This window comes from Nocardioides phosphati, from assembly GCF_014646375.1.
Classification (GTDB): Bacteria; Actinomycetota; Actinomycetes; order Propionibacteriales; family Nocardioidaceae; genus Nocardioides; species Nocardioides phosphati.
Map to the genome: position 1 here is coordinate 792,523 of NZ_BMNI01000001.1, position 19,957 is coordinate 812,479.

Annotated in this window: 7 protein-coding genes; 3 read left to right on the forward strand and 4 right to left on the reverse strand. The window is 73.4% G+C overall.

The features are described 5' to 3' along the window. Positions 1–3: 3 nt before the first annotated feature. The gene (locus IEX47_RS04045; RefSeq protein ID WP_229662605.1) at positions 4–1,179 is read right to left on the reverse strand and encodes a GMC oxidoreductase; all 1,176 of its coding nucleotides are present in this window, start codon (positions 1,177–1,179) and stop codon (positions 4–6) included. A 12-nt stretch (positions 1,180–1,191) separates the two neighbouring features. Further along, positions 1,192–1,608, reverse strand: a complete 417-nt coding sequence (locus IEX47_RS17900) for an FAD-dependent oxidoreductase (RefSeq protein WP_229662606.1) — start codon at positions 1,606–1,608, stop codon at positions 1,192–1,194. Positions 1,609–1,703: 95 nt separating this feature from the next. Between IEX47_RS17900 and IEX47_RS18075 the strand changes: the two genes are divergently transcribed. Then, complete coding sequence (locus tag IEX47_RS18075; RefSeq protein ID WP_188782660.1) at positions 1,704–2,666, forward strand: enoyl-CoA hydratase/isomerase family protein; 963 nt, start codon at positions 1,704–1,706, stop codon at positions 2,664–2,666. Further along, positions 2,663–3,562, forward strand: coding sequence for an alpha/beta hydrolase (locus tag IEX47_RS04055; RefSeq protein WP_188782661.1), 900 nt, complete (start codon positions 2,663–2,665; stop codon positions 3,560–3,562). The genes IEX47_RS18075 and IEX47_RS04055 overlap by 4 nt, the downstream gene beginning before the upstream one ends. A gap of 12 nt (positions 3,563–3,574) precedes the next feature. Here the strand turns inward: IEX47_RS04055 and IEX47_RS04060 are convergent, their stop codons facing one another. Continuing rightward, complete coding sequence (locus IEX47_RS04060; protein WP_188782662.1) at positions 3,575–4,987, reverse strand: phytoene desaturase family protein; 1,413 nt, start codon at positions 4,985–4,987, stop codon at positions 3,575–3,577. Between the two features lie 393 nt (positions 4,988–5,380). Beyond that, entirely contained in the window at positions 5,381–10,939 is a 5,559-nt protein-coding gene (locus tag IEX47_RS04065; RefSeq protein ID WP_188782663.1) for an ATP-binding protein, read from the reverse strand. A gap of 134 nt (positions 10,940–11,073) precedes the next feature. On the opposite strand from IEX47_RS04065, the gene IEX47_RS04070 reads away from it, so the two are divergent. Then, positions 11,074–19,956, forward strand: coding sequence for a type I polyketide synthase (locus IEX47_RS04070; RefSeq protein WP_229662607.1), 8,883 nt, complete (start codon positions 11,074–11,076; stop codon positions 19,954–19,956). The last annotated feature ends 1 nt before the right edge of the window (position 19,957 follow it).

Below are 19,957 nucleotides of genomic sequence, written 5' to 3' on the forward strand. Positions count from 1 at the left end.
CCGCTATCGTCCCAAACCGGCCGCCGGGACCTGCGCCATCGCATGCTCCGCGAGCGCAGTGATGGTGAGCGCAGGGTTCACGCCGGGATTCGCCGGCAGGGCAGCGGCGTCGCAGACGAGCATGTTCCGGTAGCCGAACACGCTGAGATCCGCATCGACGACGCCGGTCGCGTCCGTGGCTCCGATGACGGCACCGCCGAGGACGTGAGCGGTCATCGGCATGTTGCCGAGCGCCTCGAAGACGCTGCTCTGGGCAATGCCGCCGGTCCGGTCCGCCAGCCACCTGGCCACCGCGTGCCCGGCATCGAGGTACGTCGGCGCGGGTCGACCGGGGTCGACCCGCGTCACGATCCGGTAGCCACGACCCAGCCGGCGGCGCCTGGCCTGGAAGCGGATCGCGTTGTCGCGCGGCTGCATGACCAGCATCATCAGCGTCCGCCTGCTCCAGCCTGACCGAAGGGTGGCGAGCCATCTCCGCGGGTGCCGGGCCACCGAGCCCGCCCAGCGCAGCCGCCTCTGCCAGCGGCCTCCTTCACCGACCAGCACCGTGAAGAGAAGCCTCATGACGTCGGCGCGGCGTCCGTAGGTGAGGAACTCGACCTGGGTGTCGCCATCGATGATCACCCGACTGCTCGCGGTGACGTCGCGCCACGTCTCGATGTCGGACGGAAGCAGGACGGAGAGGACAGCTTCGCTGTTGGTCCGCACCAGTGCGCCGAGCTGGTTGCTGATGCGTGGCAGTGAGCCGCGGCCCTTGCAGTCGGCGAGGAGCTCGTTGGTGCCCACCGCGCCCCCGGCGAACACGACACCGCGGGCGGTGGACGTCTGCACGTCCCGCCTGAGCAGCCTGCCCGGGCGCCGGGTCGTGACGCGGTACCCCTGACTACCGTCGGCGGCTCCGAGTGGCCTGACGTCGATGACCTCGCGCTCCGGGAGGATCGTCGCGCCGGCCCTGGCTGCGAACCACAGATAGTTCTTGGTCAGCCGGTTCGCCGCGCCCGTGCGGCAGCCGGTCATGCACTCGCCGCATCGCGTGCAGCCGGTGCGGTCCGGGCCGGTGCCCCCGAAGTACGGGTCGGGGACCGTCTTGCCCGGCTCGCCGAAGTAGACCGCGACCGGAGCCGGAGCGAAGCTCCCGCGGGCGGCGAAGTGGTCCGCGACGTCGCGCGTCAGGCGCATGGTCACGGACTCCTACGGCGTCGTGGCGACGCCCAGCATGCGCTCGGCCTCGGCGTACGGGCGGGCGAGGAGCTGCTGCCAGTCAGCCAGGTCGTTCCACTGCGGGTCGGTGAAGAACGGATCCTGTGCGCGGAACAGCACGCCGCCGTACACCAGGCTTCCCCCGCCGACCCCGGTCTGGGTCGAGCTGAACACGTGCCCGAACAGGACGTTGCGCATGATCCCGCGCAGTCCCAGCGCGGGTGCCCAGAAGAAGCGCCGGTCGGAGGCGGACCGGGGGAGATCCTCATCGGCGTAGTCGCGACCACGTTCGACGACGGCGACGCGGTATCCCTTCTCGGCGAGGCGCAGGGCGGCGACGCTGCCGCCGAAGCCGGAGCCCACGACGATCCAGTCGTGGTCCAGCGGGGGATGGGTGGCGTTGCTCACGGCGTCTCCTCGGGGCTTGTCGAGGCAGAATAACTTCGTTATTGTCTGAGGACAAGGGGCGCCCCCGCCCGTCAGATCCGTAACGGAGACCGGTCATGGCAGAAGAAGTTCGCGGCAACATCGAGATCGAGGACCGCGGTGCCGTCCTCGTCGCCCGCATCGACGGCGGGCCGCTGGGCCTCTTCGGCAACGACATCGCCGAGCAGCTCGACGCGCTCGTCGACCGCGCCGACGCCGACCCGGAGGTCCAGGCTGTCGTCTTCACGGGCACGCACCCCGGCCGTTTCGTCTCCCACGCCGAGGTGCGCTGGCTGCAGGAGGGCGGCGCGAAGGTGCCGTCTGTCGGGGTCCGGGGTGCCGCCGCCCTCGCCCGTACGGCGCGTGGCGTCAACCGCGCCGGCGGGCTCAAGCCCGTGCTCGGGAAGACGCCGTTGTGGCCCGCCGTGCAGCTGGAGCGGGTGCACCAGACCTTCCTCAAGATGAACCGCAGTGGCGTCATCTTCATCGCCGCGCTCAACGGCTCGGCGCTCGGCCTCGGGGCCGAGTTCGCCTGGGCCAACGACCTGCGCGTGATGGCGGACGGCGACTTCGTCATCGGTCAGCCGGAGGTGCTGCTCGGGATCATGCCGGGCGGTGGCGGCAGCCAGCGGCTCCCGCGGCTGGTCGGCAACCACCGGGCGCTGCTGGCGATCCTCTCCGGCGAGCCGTTCACGCCGGCGGCAGCGCTCGAGGTCGGCGCCGTGGACGAGGTCGTCGAGCCGGCCTGGGTGCTCGACCGTGCGCTGGAGCTCGCCGCCCACCTCGGGTCGCGCCCGAAGTCGTCGCGCGCGGCGATCAAGCGGTCGGTCTACTTCGGTGGCTCGGCCGGACTCGAGGAGGGGCTCCACATCGAGCGCTCCGAGTTCCTCGCCACCGCACTCTCCGACATCGGTCAGGAGCTGATGCTCGACTACATGGCCAACACCGAGGCCAGCGGAGAGCTGCCGCTCTACCAGCCCGGCGTCTTCGACGACGTCCTCGAACGCGGGACCACCCGTGGCGCGGGAGCGATCCGATGACCGGCCATGTCGTCGTACGCCACGACGTCACGTTCGACTCCGACGGCGACAGCTGCGCCGCCTGGCTCTTCCTTCCGCAGGGTGTGGAGCGCTCACCGGTCGTCGTGCTCGGGCACGGGTTGGGGGCCAGTCGGGAGATGCGCGTGGACGCCTTCGCCGAGCGCTTCGCCGCCGCCGGGATCGCCGCTCTTGCCTTCACCCACCGCAACTTCGGTACGTCGGGCGGCGCGCTCCGCCAGGTCGTGTCGATCAGGCAGCAGCTCGAGGACTGGGAGTCGGCGCTCCGCTACGTGAAGGCCCACCCCGCCCTCGACGGATCGCGCGTCGCGGTCTGGGGCTCGTCGCTGGGCGGGGGCAACGCGATCACCGTCGCGTCGCGCCACCCCGAGCTGGCCGCGGCGGTCGCGCAGTGTCCCTTCACCAGTGGTGTGGCGACCTCCCTGGCGCTGGGTCCGGTGAGCAGTGCCCGGCTGCTGCCCGCCGTGCTCGCCGACCTGGTTGCCCAGGCGCGGGGCGGCTCCCCGGTGCTCGTGCCGCTCGCCGGCGAGGCGCGCGCGAAGGCCCTGATGGCCGGTCCCGGCGTCCTCGAGGACTGCCAGTCGCTGATGCCGGCGGGGGAGACCTTCCGCAACGAGGCAGCGGCGCGGATCGTGCCCGCCATCGCCCTCAGCCGACCGGGCCGTGCCGCGCGCAACGTCGAGGCGCCGATCCTGTTCTGCGTGTGCGAGCAGGACACCGTCACGCCGCCGAAGCCGACGTTGCGCTACGCCCGCAGGGCGCCGCGAGGGGAGGTCAGGACCTATCCGGCCAGCCACTTCGACATCTACGTCGGCGAGCAGTTCGAGGCGGCCGTGGCCGACCAGACCGAGTTCCTGGTCCGGCACCTGGACGCCTGAGCCACACGAAACCTACGCGAGCCGCGCAAGCGCGCGGGTGGCGGCGTTGTAGCCGCACATCCCGTGGGCACCAGCGCCCGGAGGGGTGGCGGCCGAGCAGAGGTAGACCCCCTCGACGCCGGTGGCGTAGGGGTCGAGTGCGACCCGGGGCCGGAAGAGCAGCTGGAGCGGGTCGTTGGCCCCGGTGACGATGTCGCCGCCGACGTAGTTCTCGTTGTGCTCGCTCATCGCCGTCGTCGAGCGCACGTACGTCGCCCGGATCCGGTCGCGGAAGCCCGGGGCGAACTGCTCGATCCGCTGCACGATCGCCTCCGTGGCGTCGCCGGTGTAGCCCGCAGGCACGTGGGCGTAGGCGTAGAGCGGGTGGACGTCGCCGACCGATCGCGTCGGGTCGGCGACGTACTGCTGCCCGACCAGCACGAAGGGCCGCTCAGGCATCCGGCCGGCGGTGACGTCACGCTCGGCGGCGGCGATCTCGGCGAGGTCGCCGCCGAGGTGGACGGTGCCCGCGATGCGGGAGCCCTCGTGGGTCCAGGGCACGCCGCCCTCGACGGCGAAGTCGACCTTGAAGGCGCCGGGACCGTGCCGGTAGCGGGTGTACGCGCGGCGCACGCGGCCCGGCAGCCGCTCGCCGATGATGGCGGCCGCGGCCCGGGGCGTCATGTCGAGCATGACCAGGTCGGGGCCGCCGAGCTCGTCGAGGGACCCGACCCGGCGACCGGTCTCGAACTCCGCGCCGTGCTCTGCCGCCCGCTTGAGGATCGCGTCGCGGATCGCCACCGATCCGCCCTGCGCGACCGGCCACCCGTCGGCCTGGGCAGCGGTCACGAGCGCGACGCCGATCGCCGAGGAAGCGATGCTGCCCAGCTCCTGGAAGGAGTGGGCAGCGACGCCTGCGAAGAGGGCGCGGGCCTCCGGGGTCGGGAAGTGGCGGGCCAGCAGGGTCGCCGGCAGCGCGGAGGAGAGCCCGAAGCGCGCCAGGTGGATCGGGTGGCGCGGCAGGTGGAGGACCGGTTGCAGGATCTCCTGGCTGATCGTGTCGAACCGCTGGACGAGCGGTCCGAAGACCTGGCTCCACGTGCGGCCCGCCTCGCCCAGCCCGGCGGCGGTCTCGGCCACCGACCGGCGTACGACGGCACCGCGGCCGCCGTCGAGCGGGTGGGCCGTCTCCGCCTCTGCCCAGCGCCAGGTCAGGCCAGCCCGCGCGAGGTCGAACCGCGCGGCGAAGGGCGAGGCGAGCGCAAACGGGTGGAAGCCGGAGCATTCGTCGTGGACCAGCCCCGGGAGGGTGAGCTCGGCAGAGCGCGTGCCGCCGCCGAGGGTGTCCGCGGCCTCGATGACCCGGACCTGAACCCCCTCGGCGGCGAGGGTGAGGGCAGCAGCGAGGCCGTTGGGCCCGCTGCCGACGACGACGGCGGTGGTCACGTCCTCGCCCCGGCGGCAGGACACTGGCCGTGGTCGACGCACGCAGGGAGGCAGCAGAGCACGCTGGTGATGATCACGGGCTGCCCCGTACCCCGGTGTCCGGCGATGACGCGCCGGTGCGCGTCGAGAACGCCGCGGACATCGACCGCACCTGGCCGACCCGGCCGTCTCGCCAACCCGACACCGCGCGGCGCAGTCAGGAAGTTGTCAGGTCGAGGGCCGCAGGCTGACCCGATGACGACGACCACGGCTGGGGCTCCGCGCACCACAGGAGAAGAAGTCCACATGCTGCTGCACGACGTGACGTCGTACAGCTTCTGACCCGTCGACGAGGCATCGCGGGGAGGAGAACGCAGGAGGCCGGGCCCGTCACGGGCCCGGCCTCCTGTCGCGTCAGCCCTCGAGTCCCCGCGTGATCGCGGAGATGATCTCCGGGCGCAGGTTCTGCGCCGAGATCACCGCGTCGACCGATCCGACGCGCACGGCACGGTGGATGTCGTGGACGCCGTCGAACTCACCGGCGACCTCGCTCAGCTTCTCCGCCCGTACGCCGGCGCGGAGCCGGCCCAGCTCCACGGCGAGCCGGCCGCGCTCGGCCGGGTCGGCGTCGGCGAGGGCTGCCTCGAGCTCCTGGACCTGCGTGTCGCGGGCGGTGCGCTTGTCGACCTCGGCGGAGAAGACCACCGCAGCCGCCGGGGCGCCGCCGATGACGGAGGCGAAGGAGCCCTCGAGCGCCAGCACCGTCATGCGCGGGTTCAGTGCCTTGGAGAAGACCACGAAGGCACCACCGTGGTAGCGCGAGATCACGACGAAGACGATCGGACCGTCGAAGTTCGTGATCGCGCGGCCGATCTCCGCGCCGTACTCCAGCTGGAGGTTGCGCATCGAGTCGGGCGAGCCGTCGAAGCCGGAGAGGTTGGCCAGGACGACGAGCGGGCGGTTGCCGCTCGCCGCGTTGATGGCGCGCGCGGCCTTCTTCGACGAGCGCGGGAAGAGCGTGCCGCCGGTGTAGACGTCGGGGCCGTCCGCCGGCGGGAACCCGCGCCGCGGGACCGGCTTGGACTCGATGCCGAGCAGGCAGACGGGGTGACCGCCGAGGTGCGCGTCGAAGACGACGGCCGTGTCGGCGTCGGCCATGCCGGCCCAGCGCTCGAGCGTGGCGTGGTCCTGGTCGGCCACGGCCCGCATGACCGTGCGGATGTCGAACGGCTTCTTGCGGTCGGGGTTGCTCGCGGACGAGAAGATCTCGCCGACCGTCGTGAAGTCGCTCGACGGGTCGTCGTGCGGGTAGGTGCAGACGTCGCGGTCCGCGGGGTCGCTGGTCGCGGCCTTGCGGGGGCCGGCCTCGCCGGGCGCGACGTACGTGTGCTCGTAGTGGGCCATCAGGACGTCGAAGGCGCCCGGCAGGTCGGCGGCCCAGTACTGCGCCTGGCCGTTGGCGCCCATGACGCGGTCGTAGCCGCCGATGCCGAAGTTGTCCTCGGCCGAGACACCGCCGGAGAAGTCGAGCGACTGCTTGCCGGTGAGCACCATGGCGCTGTCGGGCGTCATCACGAGGATGCCCTTGGTGTGCATGAGCATCGTCGCCTCGGCGTTCCAGTACGGCTGGGCGCCGACGTTGATGCCGGTCACGACGACGTTGATCTCGCCGCCGTCCTGGGTGAACTCGATGATGCGGCGCAGGCCGGCCGCCACCCAGTCCATGTTCTCGGTGCCGGACTCCATGGAGATCCGGGCGCCGGCGGAGAGGGCGTACCACTCCAGCGGTACGCCGAGCTGCTCGGCGAGGTCGATCGCGGCGATGACGCGCGAGCACTCGGCCTCGGCGACGGCGCCGAGTGCCTTGGTCGGGTCACCGCAGAGCACGACGCGCGTGACGCCCTCGGGGTGGAGCGCGGTCGGGGTCGTGACGACGCCCGCGATGATGCCGGCCTTGTTGAGGCCGCGCGGGCGGTCGACGGGCACCAGCACGCCGGTGTCGTCGAGGTCGTGCTCGACGAAGGAGCCGCGCGGTCCGGTCAGCAGCGGGAGCAGCTCGTAGGGGTAGACGAGGCCGCGGCGGCGGGCCCGCAGCACCTTGCCGTCGTACTCGTCGAGGGTCTTGAGGGGCTCGGTCGGGGGAGCCTCGACCGCGGTGACGACCCGGCCGCCGGGTCCGCGCGAGAAGCGGATGGACGCCGGGTGGGCATCCCCGTTGCTGCCTCCATCCCGGTGTGCGAGGCGGCCGCTGACGACGACCTCGCTGATGCCGGCGGCGTCGGTGAGCGGCGTGATCTTCCGCTGGAGGGCGGTCAGCTGCTCGACGTCGGCGTCGACGACCGGCCACACGTGGACCCAGACGTGGTTGAGGTCGAGCTTCACGCCGGCGCCGCCGCGCGAGGTGCGCGCCCGGCGGACCGCCTCGAGGCAGTTCTCGATGGCGCGCTCCGCGTGGGGTACGCCGGTCACGGTGCCGTCCTCGTCGCGGACGACGGCGAGCTGGCGGACCTGGGCCAGCGCGACCAGCCGCCGGTCATCGGCGTTGTCGCGGCCGACGCACTCGTAGAGCAGGACGTCCTCGGGAGCGTCCAGGCGGGTGATCTGGAAGTCGCGCAGCCGCCACAGGTCGAGGCGGCGCGCAACCATCGGGTGCACGCCGTGGACCAGGTCGTCCTCGGCGACGGTGCGGCCGCCGCCCTCGGGCAGCTCGGTGCCGGCGGGCGGCTCGGGCCGGAACGTGTAGTAGTCGACGCGGCCGTCCTCGCCCGGCAGGACGGCGACGGTGACCCGGCGGGCCAGCTCGATGAGGCCGCTCGCGGCGAGGGCGTCGCCGAGCGAGCCGACCAGCTCGTCGCCGGCGGGCGCTGAGGGCCAGTGGAGGAAGAGGTCGGCGACGACGTCCTGCGGGGCAGCCGCGTCGGCGAGCGCCGAGGAGAGGCCGCGGACCAGCGAGGAGGAGGCGTCACCCAGCTCGTCGAAGGTGCCCGTCGTGGTGACCAGGTGACGCGTCGCGCCGTCGAGCTCGTAGGTCGCGTGGAGGAGCTCGCGTCCCTCGCGCGGCTTGATGGAGACGTCGCCCAGGTGGTCGCGGTAGTGCCGCCGCGTCATCACCTCGAGCATCGGCTCCGGGCCCGTGGCGCCGGCGGCGATCCGCTCACCGAGGAACCCGACGATCTTCTCCGGGATCGTGGCCAGCGCCTCGATCCGTGCCTCGCGGTCGGTCGCGTCCGGCGCGGCGAGCGCCGCCACCTCGTCCCGTACGCCGGCCAGCACGGCCGCGCGGTCGGCGTCGACCAGCGGCTGGTCGAACCAGCGGAACCGGATGCTGCGGGCCAGGTCGCCCACGACGGGGAAGCGACGCTGGGTGGCGCCCTTGAGCCGCTCGAGACGGGCCCGGAGGTCGCCGGCGACGGCGGCGTCGGGCGCGGGCTCGTCGATCCAGCGCTGCAGCAGCGCGATCACGATGTCGGCGTCGTTGGCCGCACCCTGCTGCGCGAGGAACATCCGGAAGACGGCGTCCTCGAGCTCGGCGGTGCGGGTCAGGTCCTCGACGCCGTAGCGGGCGAGCACCCGGCACAGGCGGTCGCGGAAGTGCTCCGGCAGCCCACCGCGGTCGGCGTCGAGGCTGCGCAGGTAGGTGTGGAAGTGCTCGCGCGAGCTGTGGACGCGCAGCTCGGTGCGGCGCTCCTCGTCGGCCGGACGGTCGCGGTGCAGGTCGGCGACGTCGGTGAAGAGGTCGACGAGCGTGGAGTCGAGCGCGATCACGTCGGCACCGGAGGCGCGCAGCTCGTCGCGGGCGGTGAGGTACTCCTTCAGGGCGCTGGCGCGCTCGCGCGACGGCACGTCGTACCCGAGGAGGAGGGCGGTGAGGGTGGTGCGCGCGAGCTCGACCCGCTCCTCGAGGGAAGCGGGGGTGGCGGCCGTGGGCAGCACGAGGGCAGCGCCCTCGACGTCGGCGGCGGCCTCGGCGCCGTCGACGGCGACCGGCTCGATGCGGAGCAGGGGAGCGCCGGTCTCGACCTGGCTGCCGGTGATGACCTGGAGCTCGCGCACCCGGGCCTCGAACGGCGCGGGGAGGACGGTCTCCATCTTCATGCTCTCGAGCACCAGGAGGGGAGCGCCGGCGGGGACGACGTCACCGACGGCGACGGGGGTCGCGACGACGAGCGCCGGGGCGGGCGAGCGGACGACGCCGCCCTCGTCGCGGGTGACGCGGTGGGTGACGCCGTCGACCTCGACGAGGTGGACCGGGCCGTGCACCGCGGAGACGATGCGGTGGCGCTGGCCGGCGACGACGAGGTGGGCGTGGAACTGGTCGAGCCACTCGAGCTCGACGTCGGCGGTGGCCGTGCTGGCGCCCGCCTCGAGCGTGACCTGGTAGCGGCCCGGCGCGAGCTGCAGCGCGGTCAGTCGGTACGTCGTGCCGCGGAGCTTGACCTCGACCGGCTTGCCGACCTCGTGCTGGACCTGCGGCCGGCCGCCGTGGGCGGTCTCGAGCAGGCGGGTGCGCTCGACGCCCGTTCCCTCGTCGTACGCGGCGATGGCGGCGACGAGCAGGGCGACCTCCCGGTGTGCGTCGGAGACCAGGCGGCCCTCGCCGCGGGCGCGGTCGATCCACGCGGTGTCGGCCCAGGCCGGCTCGCCGGAGACGACCTCCGGCTGGTCGAGGAGGTCGAGGATGAAGCCCTTGTTGGTGGTGCCGCCCTCGATGACGACGGTGGTCTCGGCCATCGCGCGGCGCAGGCGGGCGAGCGCCTCGTCGCGGTCGCGGCCGTAGGCGATGACCTTGGCGATCATCGAGTCGAAGTCGGCGGGGATGACGTCGCCCTCGCCGAGGCCGGTGTCGACGCGTACGCCGGGGCCGCTCGGCAGCTCGAGCAGCGCGACGCGGCCGGGGGCCGGGGCGAAGTCGCGGTCGGGGTCCTCGGCGTTGAGGCGGGCCTCGACGGCGTGGCCCGCTTCGGCCGGGCGCTCCTGGGTGCCGGTGAACTCCTGGAGCCGGCCGCCGCGGGCGACGTGGATCTGCGCCTTCACGAGGTCGACCGAGGTGGTCACCTCGGTGATCGGGTGCTCGACCTGGAGGCGGGTGTTGACCTCGAGGAAGGCGAAGGTGCGCTCCTCGGGCTGGTAGAGGAACTCGACCGTGCCGGCGCCCGTGTAGCCCACCGCGACCGCGAGCCGCTCGGCGGACGCCTTGAGCTCGGCGACCTGGTCGGGGGAGAGCAGGGGAGAGGCGGACTCCTCGATCACCTTCTGGTTGCGGCGCTGCACCGAGCAGTCGCGTACGCCGAGGGCCCAGGCGGTGCCGTGGCCGTCGGCGATCAGCTGCACCTCGACGTGGCGGGCGCCGGTGACGACGCGCTCGAGGAAGACGACGCCGCTGCCGAAGGCACGCTCCGCCTCGTCACGGGTGCGCTGGTAGGCGTCGGTGAGCTCGGCGACGGTGCTGACCTTGCGGATGCCGCGACCGCCACCGCCGGCGGTCGCCTTGAGCATCATCGGGTAGCCGATCGCCTCGGCGGCGGCGAGCGCCTCCTCGAGGGTCTCGACCGGGCCGTTGCTCCACGGGGCGACGGGGACGCCGACCTTCTCCGCGATCCGCTTGGACCCGATCTTGTCGCCGAGCTGGCGCATCGCCTCGGCGGAGGGACCGATGAAGGTGATGCCGAGCCGGTCGCACAGGTCGACGAACGTCGGGTCCTCGGCGACGAAGCCCCAGCCGACCCAGACCGCGTCGGCGCGGGAGGCGACGAGCGCGCGCTCGAGCACGGCGAGGTCGAGGTAGGGCCGTGCCGAGGCCGGGCCCAGGCCGTAGGACTCGTCGGCCTCGCGCACGAACATCGCGTGGCGCTCCGCGTCGGTGTAGAGCGCGATCGTGGTCAGCTGCTCGCCAGCCGCCTTGAGGTCACGGACGGCGTGGACGAGCCGCATGGCCGCCTCGCCACGGTTCACGATCGCGATTCGGGAGAACACCAACAACCTCCGGGGCCTGCGCCCCGAGGGCGCGTCGATAGAACGAGAAGCTTCTGCAGGGATCGTCTCAAAACATGAGGGAATACTCAAGAAAAACTTGAGCAAAGGCTCATGTTTCTGTTCTCATGGTTCTCGTGACCCCAGACACCGCCCTCACCCCCGCCGCCCCTGCCCCCTCCGCGCCCCTCAAGGAGCGCACCTCGACCAAGCGCCTCCTGGACCGCCTCGCCGCGGGCACGCCCTTCGCCGTCGCGTTCGGTGGTCAGGGCGCCGACTGGCTCGAGCCGCTCGCCGAGCTCGTCCGGGTCCACCGCCTCGAGCTGGGCTCCCTCGTCGTCGCTGCCGACGCCCGCCTCGCGCCCGTCGCGCAGGACCTGCTCCACGCCGACGCCGAGTTCCAGCCGCTGACCTGGCTCGACGGCGTCGCCGAGGCCCACTCCTCCGAGGTCGAGGACGCTCCCGACCTCCCGTCGGTCGAGCGCCTGCGCGCTCCCTCCCGCTCCCTCCCCGGCATCACGCTGGGCCACCTGGCCGCGATCCGCGCGGTGCGCGAGCTGGGGCTCGACCTGCGCGGCGCCGTGGCCAGCATCGGCCACTCCCAGGGCTGCCTCCCGATCGCCGTCCTCGACGGCGCCGACGAGGCCGACGTCCTCGCCCTCGCCCGCCTCCTGGGTGCGGCGACCGAGGTCGTTGGCGTACGACGTGGCCTCCTGGGGGAGTGCCTCGTCGCCGTCCCGCGTCCCCGCGCCGAGCTGCAGGAGCTGATCGACACCCTGCCGGCCTCGAGCCGCATCGTCCCGGCGATCGTCAACGGCGCCTCCGCGACCGTCGTCTCGGGTCCGGCCGTCGGCCAGGCCCGCCTGCGCGAGGCCCTCGGTGACAAGGTCACCGTCGACCCGGTGCTCGCGCGTGCCGCCTACCACCACCCCGAGCTGGCCGAGGCCGTCGACCTCGCCGTCGAGTGGGCCGTCCGCTGCGGCCTCGACGCCGACTGGGCCCGCGACCTCGCGCACCGCTCGCTCGTCGAGCCGATCGACTGGCCCGCCGCCGTCGAGAGCGTCGCCAACGCCGGCGCCCGCTGGCTCCTCGACCTGGGCCCGGTCAACCTGGCCAGCCAGATCTCCGCCCCGACCGCCCGTGCCCACGGCATCGGCATCGTCGCCCCGACGACCGCCCGCGGCCTGCGCGAGCTCACCGTCGCCGGTGCCGCTCCGCGCCCGACCGCCGCGTGGTCGTCGTTCGCGCCCGAGGTCGTCGAGCTCCCCGACGGCAGCAAGCGTGTCGAGACGCGCTTCACCCGCCTGACCGGCCGCTCGCCCGTCGTCCTGGCCGGCATGACGCCGACCACCGTCGACCCCGCGATCGTCGCCGCCGCCGCCAACGCCGGCTTCTGGGCCGAGCTCGCCGGTGGTGGCCAGGTCACCGAGGAGATCTTCGCCGAGAACCTCGAGCGCCTCGGTGGCCTCCTCGAGCCGGGCCGCACCGCGGCGTTCAACGCGCTGCTGCTCGACCCCTACCTCTGGAAGCTCCAGCTCGGCGGCAACCGCCTGGTCCAGAAGGCCCGCGCGGCCGGTGCGGCCCTCGACGCGGTCGTCGTGACCGCCGGCGTCCCCGAGGTCGACGACGCCGTCTCCCTCATCGAGGAGCTGCGCGAAGGCGGCATCGAGTACGTCGTCTTCAAGCCGGGCACCGTCGCCCAGATCAAGAAGGTCCTCCAGATCGCCGACGAGGTCGCCCCCGTCCCGGTGATCATCCAGGTCGAGGGCGGCAAGGCCGGTGGCCACCACAGCTGGGAGGACCTCGACGCGCTCCTCCTCGCGACGTACGCCGACCTGCGCCGCCGCAGCAACGTCGTCGTCTGCGTGGGTGGCGGCATCGGCACGCCCGAGACCGCTGCCTCCTACGTGACGGGTGCCTGGGCCACGTCCCACGGCCAGCCCGCGATGCCGCTCGACGGCGTGCTCATCGGCACCGCCGCGATGGCGACCCTCGAGGCCACGACCTCGCCGGCCGTCAAGCAGCTGCTCGTCGAGACCCCGGGCACCGATGTCTGGCTCGAGGACGGCATCGTCGACGGCGGCATGACCTCCGGTCGCAGCCAGCTCGGCGCCTCCATCCACGAGGTCGAGAACACCTCCGCGAAGGTCGGCCGGATCCTCGACGAGGTCGCCGGCGACGCCGACGCCGTCGCGGCCCGCCGGGACGAGATCGCCGAGCTCCTCGACCAGACCGCCAAGCCCTACTTCGGCGACGTCGCCTCCATGACGTACGCCGGGTGGCTGGCCCGGTTCCTCGAGCTCTCCGCCACCCCGGAGTGGCTCGACGTCACGATCCGCGACCGCTTCCACGCGCTGGTGCAGCGCGCCGAGGCCCGCCTCGCCGAGGCCGACCACGGCACGATCCCGACGCTCTTCCCGGCGGCCTCCGACGTCGAGGACGGCGCTGCCGCGCTCGCGGCCCTCCGCTCGGCGTACCCGGCGGCCGACACGGTGCAGCTGCACCCGGCCGACCTGCCGTTCTTCCTGACGGTCTGCCGTCGTCCCGGCAAGCCGGTGCCGTTCGTGCCGGTCATCGACGCCGACGTGCGCCGCTGGTGGCGCGCCGACTCGCTGTGGCAGTCGCACGACCCGCGCTTCCCGGCCGACGCCGTCTCGATCATCCCGGGCCCGGTGGCCGTCGCCGGCATCACCCAGGTCGACGAGCCCGTGGCCGACCTGCTGCGCCGCTTCGAGGCCGGCATCCTGGACGCCGTCTCCGACGGCGCTCCGGCGGTCGTCCCCGGCCTGCGCCGTGCTCCCGACACCACCGGTGCCGTCTCCCTCGTGCTCGCCGCCCCCGACGCCGTCTGGGCCGGCCGCACCGTCATCAACCCGGTCCACCGCCTGGGCGACGACTGGCTGGTCGTCACCCCGGAGCGTGCCGAGCACCCGGCCACCGGCTCGGTGCTCACCGCCGAGGGCGAGGTCGCGCTCCTGGAGGTGCCGCTCGGCGCCACCACGCTCCGCTTCCGCATCGCTGCGGGCGCCGACGTCGCCGCGGGCGCTGCCCCGGTCGTGCTCAACCCCGACACCGAGATGGCCGCGCTGCTCAAGCTCGCGGGCGGCTCGGCCAGCGGCACCACCCGCTGGGAGCCTGCCGCCGGCGCCGCGCACGCCTCGGCCACCGCCGCCGGCGGACCCGCGACCGCGGTCGTCCCCGACGCGCTCGTCGGCCTGGTCTGGCCGGCCGTCTTCGGCGCCCTCTCGCAGCGCGCCGACGTCGTCGAGGGCATGCTCGACCTGGTCCACCTCGACCACGCCCTCGTGGGCGAGATCCCGGCCGAGGCGACCGACCTGAAGGTCGGCGTCGAGATCCGCGACGTCGCCGACACCGAGGTCGGCCGGGTCGTCACCGTCGACGTCACCGTCGACGACGCCACCGGCGAGCCCGTGGCGACGCTCGTCGAGCGGTTCGCGATCCGTGGCCGCACGGGTGCCGACGCCCTCGCCGACCCGCAGCGTGCGGGTGGTGCGCTCCTCGACGAGCGCAAGGCCGAGCGCCGCCGCCGGGCCCGGGCCACGGTCACCGCGCCGACGGACCTGCGCACGTTCGCCAGCGTCACGGGCGACCACAACCCGATCCACACCAGCACCGCGGCCGCCGCGCTCGCCGGCCTGGGTGGCCCGATCGTCCACGGCATGTGGATCTCCGCGGTCAGCCAGCGCGTCGTGGTCGAGCAGACCCGCCGCACGCTCACCGGCTGGACCGCCCGCTTCCTCGCCCCGGTCCGCCCGGGTGCCGAGGTCGAGGTCACCGCTCACCGCGTGGGCATCGACGAGGGGGCCGAGGTCCTCGAGGTCAGTGCCCGCGTCGACGGCGACCTCGTGCTGCTCGCCTCCGCCCGCCTGGCGGCGCCGCGCACGGCGTACGTCTTCCCGGGCCAGGGCATCCAGCACGCCGGCATGGGCATGGAGGGCTACCGCCGCAGCAAGGCCGCGCGCGCCATCTGGGACCGCGCCGACGCCCACACCCGCAAGGTGCTCGGCTTCTCGGTGCTCGAGGTCGTCCGCGACAACCCGACCGAGCTGGCCGCCTTCGACGGCACCCACCACCACCCTGACGGCGTCCTCTTCCTGACGCAGTTCACCCAGGTCGCGATGGCGGTCCTCGCCGCTGCGCAGATGGCTGAGCTCATGGAGGCGGGCATCGCCGTCGACGACGCGATCATCGCCGGCCACTCCGTCGGTGAGTACAACGCGCTCGCCGCGGTCTCCGGCGTCCTCTCGCTCGAGGCGGTCGTCGAGGTCGTCTTCCAGCGTGGCTCCGTCATGCACACGCTCGTCCCGCGGGACGAGGAGGGGCGCAGCGACTACCGCCTCGCGGCCATCCGTCCGGCGCAGTTCGGCGTGGCCGACGACGACGTCCGTGCCTTCGTCGAGGGCGTCGCCGCCGAGACCGGTGAGTTCCTCGAGATCGCCAACTACAACCTGCGTGGCTCGCAGTACGCCATCGCCGGCACCGTCGCGGGCCTCGAGGCCCTCGAGGCCGAGATCGAGCGCCGCCGTGCGGCGTTCGGCGGCAAGGCGTCGTACATCCTGGTGCCCGGCATCGACGTCCCGTTCCACTCGGGCGTCCTGCGGGGCGGCGTCGACGACTTCCGCGCCAAGCTCGAGGACCTGCTCCCGCCGGCCGTCGACCCGGCGCCGCTGCTCGGCCGCTACGTGCCGAACCTCGTCGCCCGGCCGTTCGCGCTGACGCGTGAGTTCCTGGAGTCGATCCTGGAGGTCGCGCCGGCCACCCGCGTCGAGGCGGCCCTGGCCGACTTCGACACGTGGGCTGCCAGGCCGCAGGAGCTGACCCGTCTGGTCCTCATCGAGCTGCTGGCCTGGCAGTTCGCCAGCCCGGTGCGCTGGATCGAGACCCAGGACCTGCTGTTCGCGGACTCCGCCGACGGCGGCATGGGCGTGGAGCGGCTCGTGGAGGTCGGCGTGGGTCGTGCCCCGACGCTCGCCAACATCGCGTCGTCGACCCTCAAGCTCCCCGAGGTACGCCGCACCCTGGCCGGTCCGGTCGAGGTGCTCAACGTCGAGCGTGACGCCCTCGTGGTGTTCGCCCGCGACGAAGACCCCGTCGAGGCCGTCGAGCCCGACGAGGGGTCGTCGGTGGAAGTCCCCGCCTCCACGACGGCCGAGCCGGGGAACTCTCCCTCCCTGACCCCGGCAACCCCGGCGCCTGCTGCGTCGGGCGGGCCGCGTCCCGCCGACCTCTCCTTCACTGGTGCGGACGCGACCCGGCTGCTTCTGGCGTGGTGGACGAAGGTCCGCCCCGACCAGCTCGGCGACGCCGACTCGATCGAGTCGCTGACCGACGGTGCCTCGTCGCGTCGCAACCAGCTGCTCGTCGACCTGGGTGCCGAGCTCAGCCTCGGTGCCATCGACGGTGCGGCCGAGGCCGACCTCCCGACGCTCTGCGCCCAGGTCGCCGGCCTCTCGCGTGGCTACAAGCCGCTCGGCCCGGTGCTCTCCGCCGCGATCGGCGACCACCTGCGCAAGGTGCTCGGCCCGCTCGGTGCCCGCCAGTCGGCGATCACCGACCGCGTGACCGGCGCCTGGCAGCTCGGCGAGGGCTGGGCCCTGCACACGCTCGTCGAGGTCGCTGCCGGCACCCGTGAGGGTTCCAGCGTCCGTGGTGGCGACCTCGCCACCCTGACGGTGCCCGGCTCGGCTGCCGAGGTCGACGCGCTCATCGATGCCGCGGTCGCTGCGGTCGCCGCCCGCCAGGGCGTGTCCGTGAGCCTGCCGTCCGCCGGCGGTGGCGAGGTCACCCTCGACGCAGCCGCGCTGGCCGGCGTCACCGGTGTCATCACCGACGCCCTCGCCTCCACCGCCCGTCACCTCCTCACCCAGCTCGGCGAGGACGCCCCGGCGCCCGCCGCGCTCGAGGACGCCGCCGAGGGCCGCCTGGCCCTCGAGCGGATCGAGGCCGAGCTCGGCTCCGACTGGCTCACGATGACTGCTCCGGCGTTCGACGCCACGCGTGCCGTCCTGCTCGACGACCGCTGGGCCTCGGCCCGTGAGGACGTCGCCCGGGTCGCCGCCGGCGAGCTCACCGAGGCCTCCGTCACCGGCGCCGGTCCGGTCGTCGCCGCCCAGGCCCGCTGGTACGGCCTCGACGACCTCGCCGCGCAGGCCGAGGACACCACCAAGGGTGTCTGGGCCGACGAGGTCGCGGTCGTCACCGGCGCCAGCAAGGGCTCGATCGCGGCCGCCATCGTCGAGGACCTCCTCGCCGGCGGTGCCACGGTCGTCGCCACGACCTCCAACCTCGACGGCAAGCGCCTGGCCTGGTTCAAGGAGCTCTACCGCACCCACGCCCGCGTCGGTGCCTCGCTCTGGATCGTCCCGGCCAACCTCGCGTCGTACGCCGACGTGGACGCGCTCGTCGCCTGGGTGACCACCGAGCAGACCCGCCGACTGGGCCCGACGACCGAGGTCGTCAAGCCCGCGCTGCACCCGACGCTGCTCTTCCCGTTCGCCGCCGGACCGGTGATGGGTGACCTCGCCGACGCCGGTGCGAAGGCGGAGCTGCAGGCCCGCATCCTGCTGTGGTCGGTCGAGCGCCTCGTCGGGGCCGACTGGGGCCGCAACCGGGTCCACGTCGTGCTCCCGGGCTCGCCCAACCGCGGCATCTTCGGTGGCGACGGTGCGTACGGCGAGGCCAAGGCCGCGCTCGACGCCATGGTCGCCAAGTGGAGCTCCGAGTCGGGGTGGCCCGAGCGGGTCACGCTCGCCCACGCGATCATCGGGTGGGTCGCCGGCACCGGCCTCATGGGTGCCAACGACGCCATGGTCACCGCCGTCCGCAACGCCGGTGTCCGTGTCTGGAGCCCCGACGAGATGGCCGGCCGGCTCCTCGCGCTCTGCACCCCTGCCGCACGTGAGTCCGCCGCCGAGCGTCCGCTGCACCTGGACCTCGCCGAGGGCCTCGAGAACGTCAACCTCCGCGACATCGCCGCCGAGGCGCAGAAGGCCACCGCCGCTGCCGCCGAGGCCACGGGCGACGACGAGGACGAGACGGTCACGATCGACGCCCTCCCGGCGTCGCCCGCCCAGCTCCCGGCGTACGCCGCTCCGGAGCTCGACGGCGTGCCCGCCGCCCCCGAGGACCTGATCGTCATCGTCGGTGCCGGCGAGCTCGGCCCGTGGGGCTCGTCCCGCACGCGGCACGAGGTCGAGGTCTCCGACGAGCTCTCCGCCGCCGGCGTGCTCGAGCTCGCCTGGTCGACCGGACTGGTCCGCTGGGACGCCCAGGGCGCCTCCTGGTACGACGTGGAGAGCGGCGACGCGATCGCCGAGAGCGAGATCCACGAGCGCTACCACGACACCGTCATGGAGCGCTGCGGCATCCGCCGCTACGAGGACGACGGCACGATGGTCGACAACGCCGCGCCGCTCATGGCCCAGGTCTTCCTCGACCAGGACATGACGTTCCGCGTGGAGAGCGAGGCGGAGGCCAAGGCCTTCGTCGCCGCCAACCCGGCGCAGACGACCGCGGCCCCGACCGCGGACGGCGGCTGGGCGGTCACCCGCAAGGCCGGCACCGAGGTGCGCGTCCCGCGCCGGGTCGAGATGACCCGGACCGCGGGCGGCCAGATCCCGACGGGCTTCGACCCGGCGGTCTGGGGCATCCCGGCCGAGATGCTCGAGTCCGTCGACCGGCTCGCGCTGTGGAACCTCGTCTGCACCGTCGACGCGTTCCTCTCGAGCGGCTTCACGCCGGCCGAGCTCATGCGCTGGGTCCACCCGGCGCGCGTGGCCAACACGCAGGGCACCGGTCTCGGTGGCATGACCTCCATGCAGTCGCTGTACATCGACACCCTGCTCGGCGAGCCCGTCGCCAACGACCTCCTCCAGGAGGCCCTGCCCAACGTCATCGCCGCCCACGTCGTCCAGTCGTACGTCGGCTCGTACGGCGCGATGATCCACCCGGTCGCCGCCTGCGCGACGACCGCGGTCTCCCTCGAGGAGGGCGTCGACAAGATCAAGGTCGGCAAGGCGGACGTCGTCGTGGCCGGTGGCTTCGACGACCTGGGCACCGAGGGCATCGTCGGCTTCGCCGCCATGTCCGCGACCGCGGACACCCAGGCGATGCTCGACCAGGGCATCGACGTCCGGCACATCAGCCGGCCCAACGACCGCCGTCGCGGTGGCTTCGTGGAGTCGCAGGGTGGCGGCACGATCATCCTGGCCCGCGGTGACGTGGCGGCCCGGATGGGCCTGCCGGTGCTCGGTGTCGTGGCCTACGCCGCGTCGTTCGCCGACGGCATCCACACGTCGATCCCGGCTCCCGGCATCGGTGCCCTCGCGGCCGGTCTCGGTCGCAAGGAGTCGCCGCTGGCGAAGGCGCTGGCCGAGCTCGGCCTCGGTGCCGACGACGTCAACGTCGTGAGCAAGCACGACACTTCGACCAACGCCAACGACCCCAACGAGTCGGACCTGCACGAGAGGCTCGCCGAGGCGCTCGGCCGCAGCGAGGGCAACCCGCTGTACGTCGTGTCGCAGAAGTCGCTGACCGGTCACGCCAAGGGTGGCGCCGCGGCGTTCCAGGTGATCGGGCTCTGCCAGGTCCTCCGTGACGGCGTCCTGCCGCCCAACCGGGCCCTGGACTGCGTCGACCCGGAGCTGGCCAAGCACCCGCACCTGGTCTGGCCGCGTCGTCCGCTGCGTCCCGGTCCGCTCAAGGTCGGCCTCGTGACCAGCCTCGGCTTCGGTCACGTCGCCGGTCTGGTCGCGATCGCCCACCCGGAGGTCTTCGTCCAGTCGCTGGGCGAGGCCGAGCGGGCGGCGTACCTCGAGGCTGCGCGTCAGCGCGAGGTCGAGGGTGCGATGACGACCACCCGCGTGATGCTGGGTGAGCCGGGCTTCGTCAAGACGACCGACCGTCGTCTCGGCAAGGAGAACCGCAAGGAGCTCGAGGCCGGGCTGCTGCTCGACCCCGACGCGCGCCTCAGCGAGGCAGGGCGCTTCCAGTGCCGCTGAC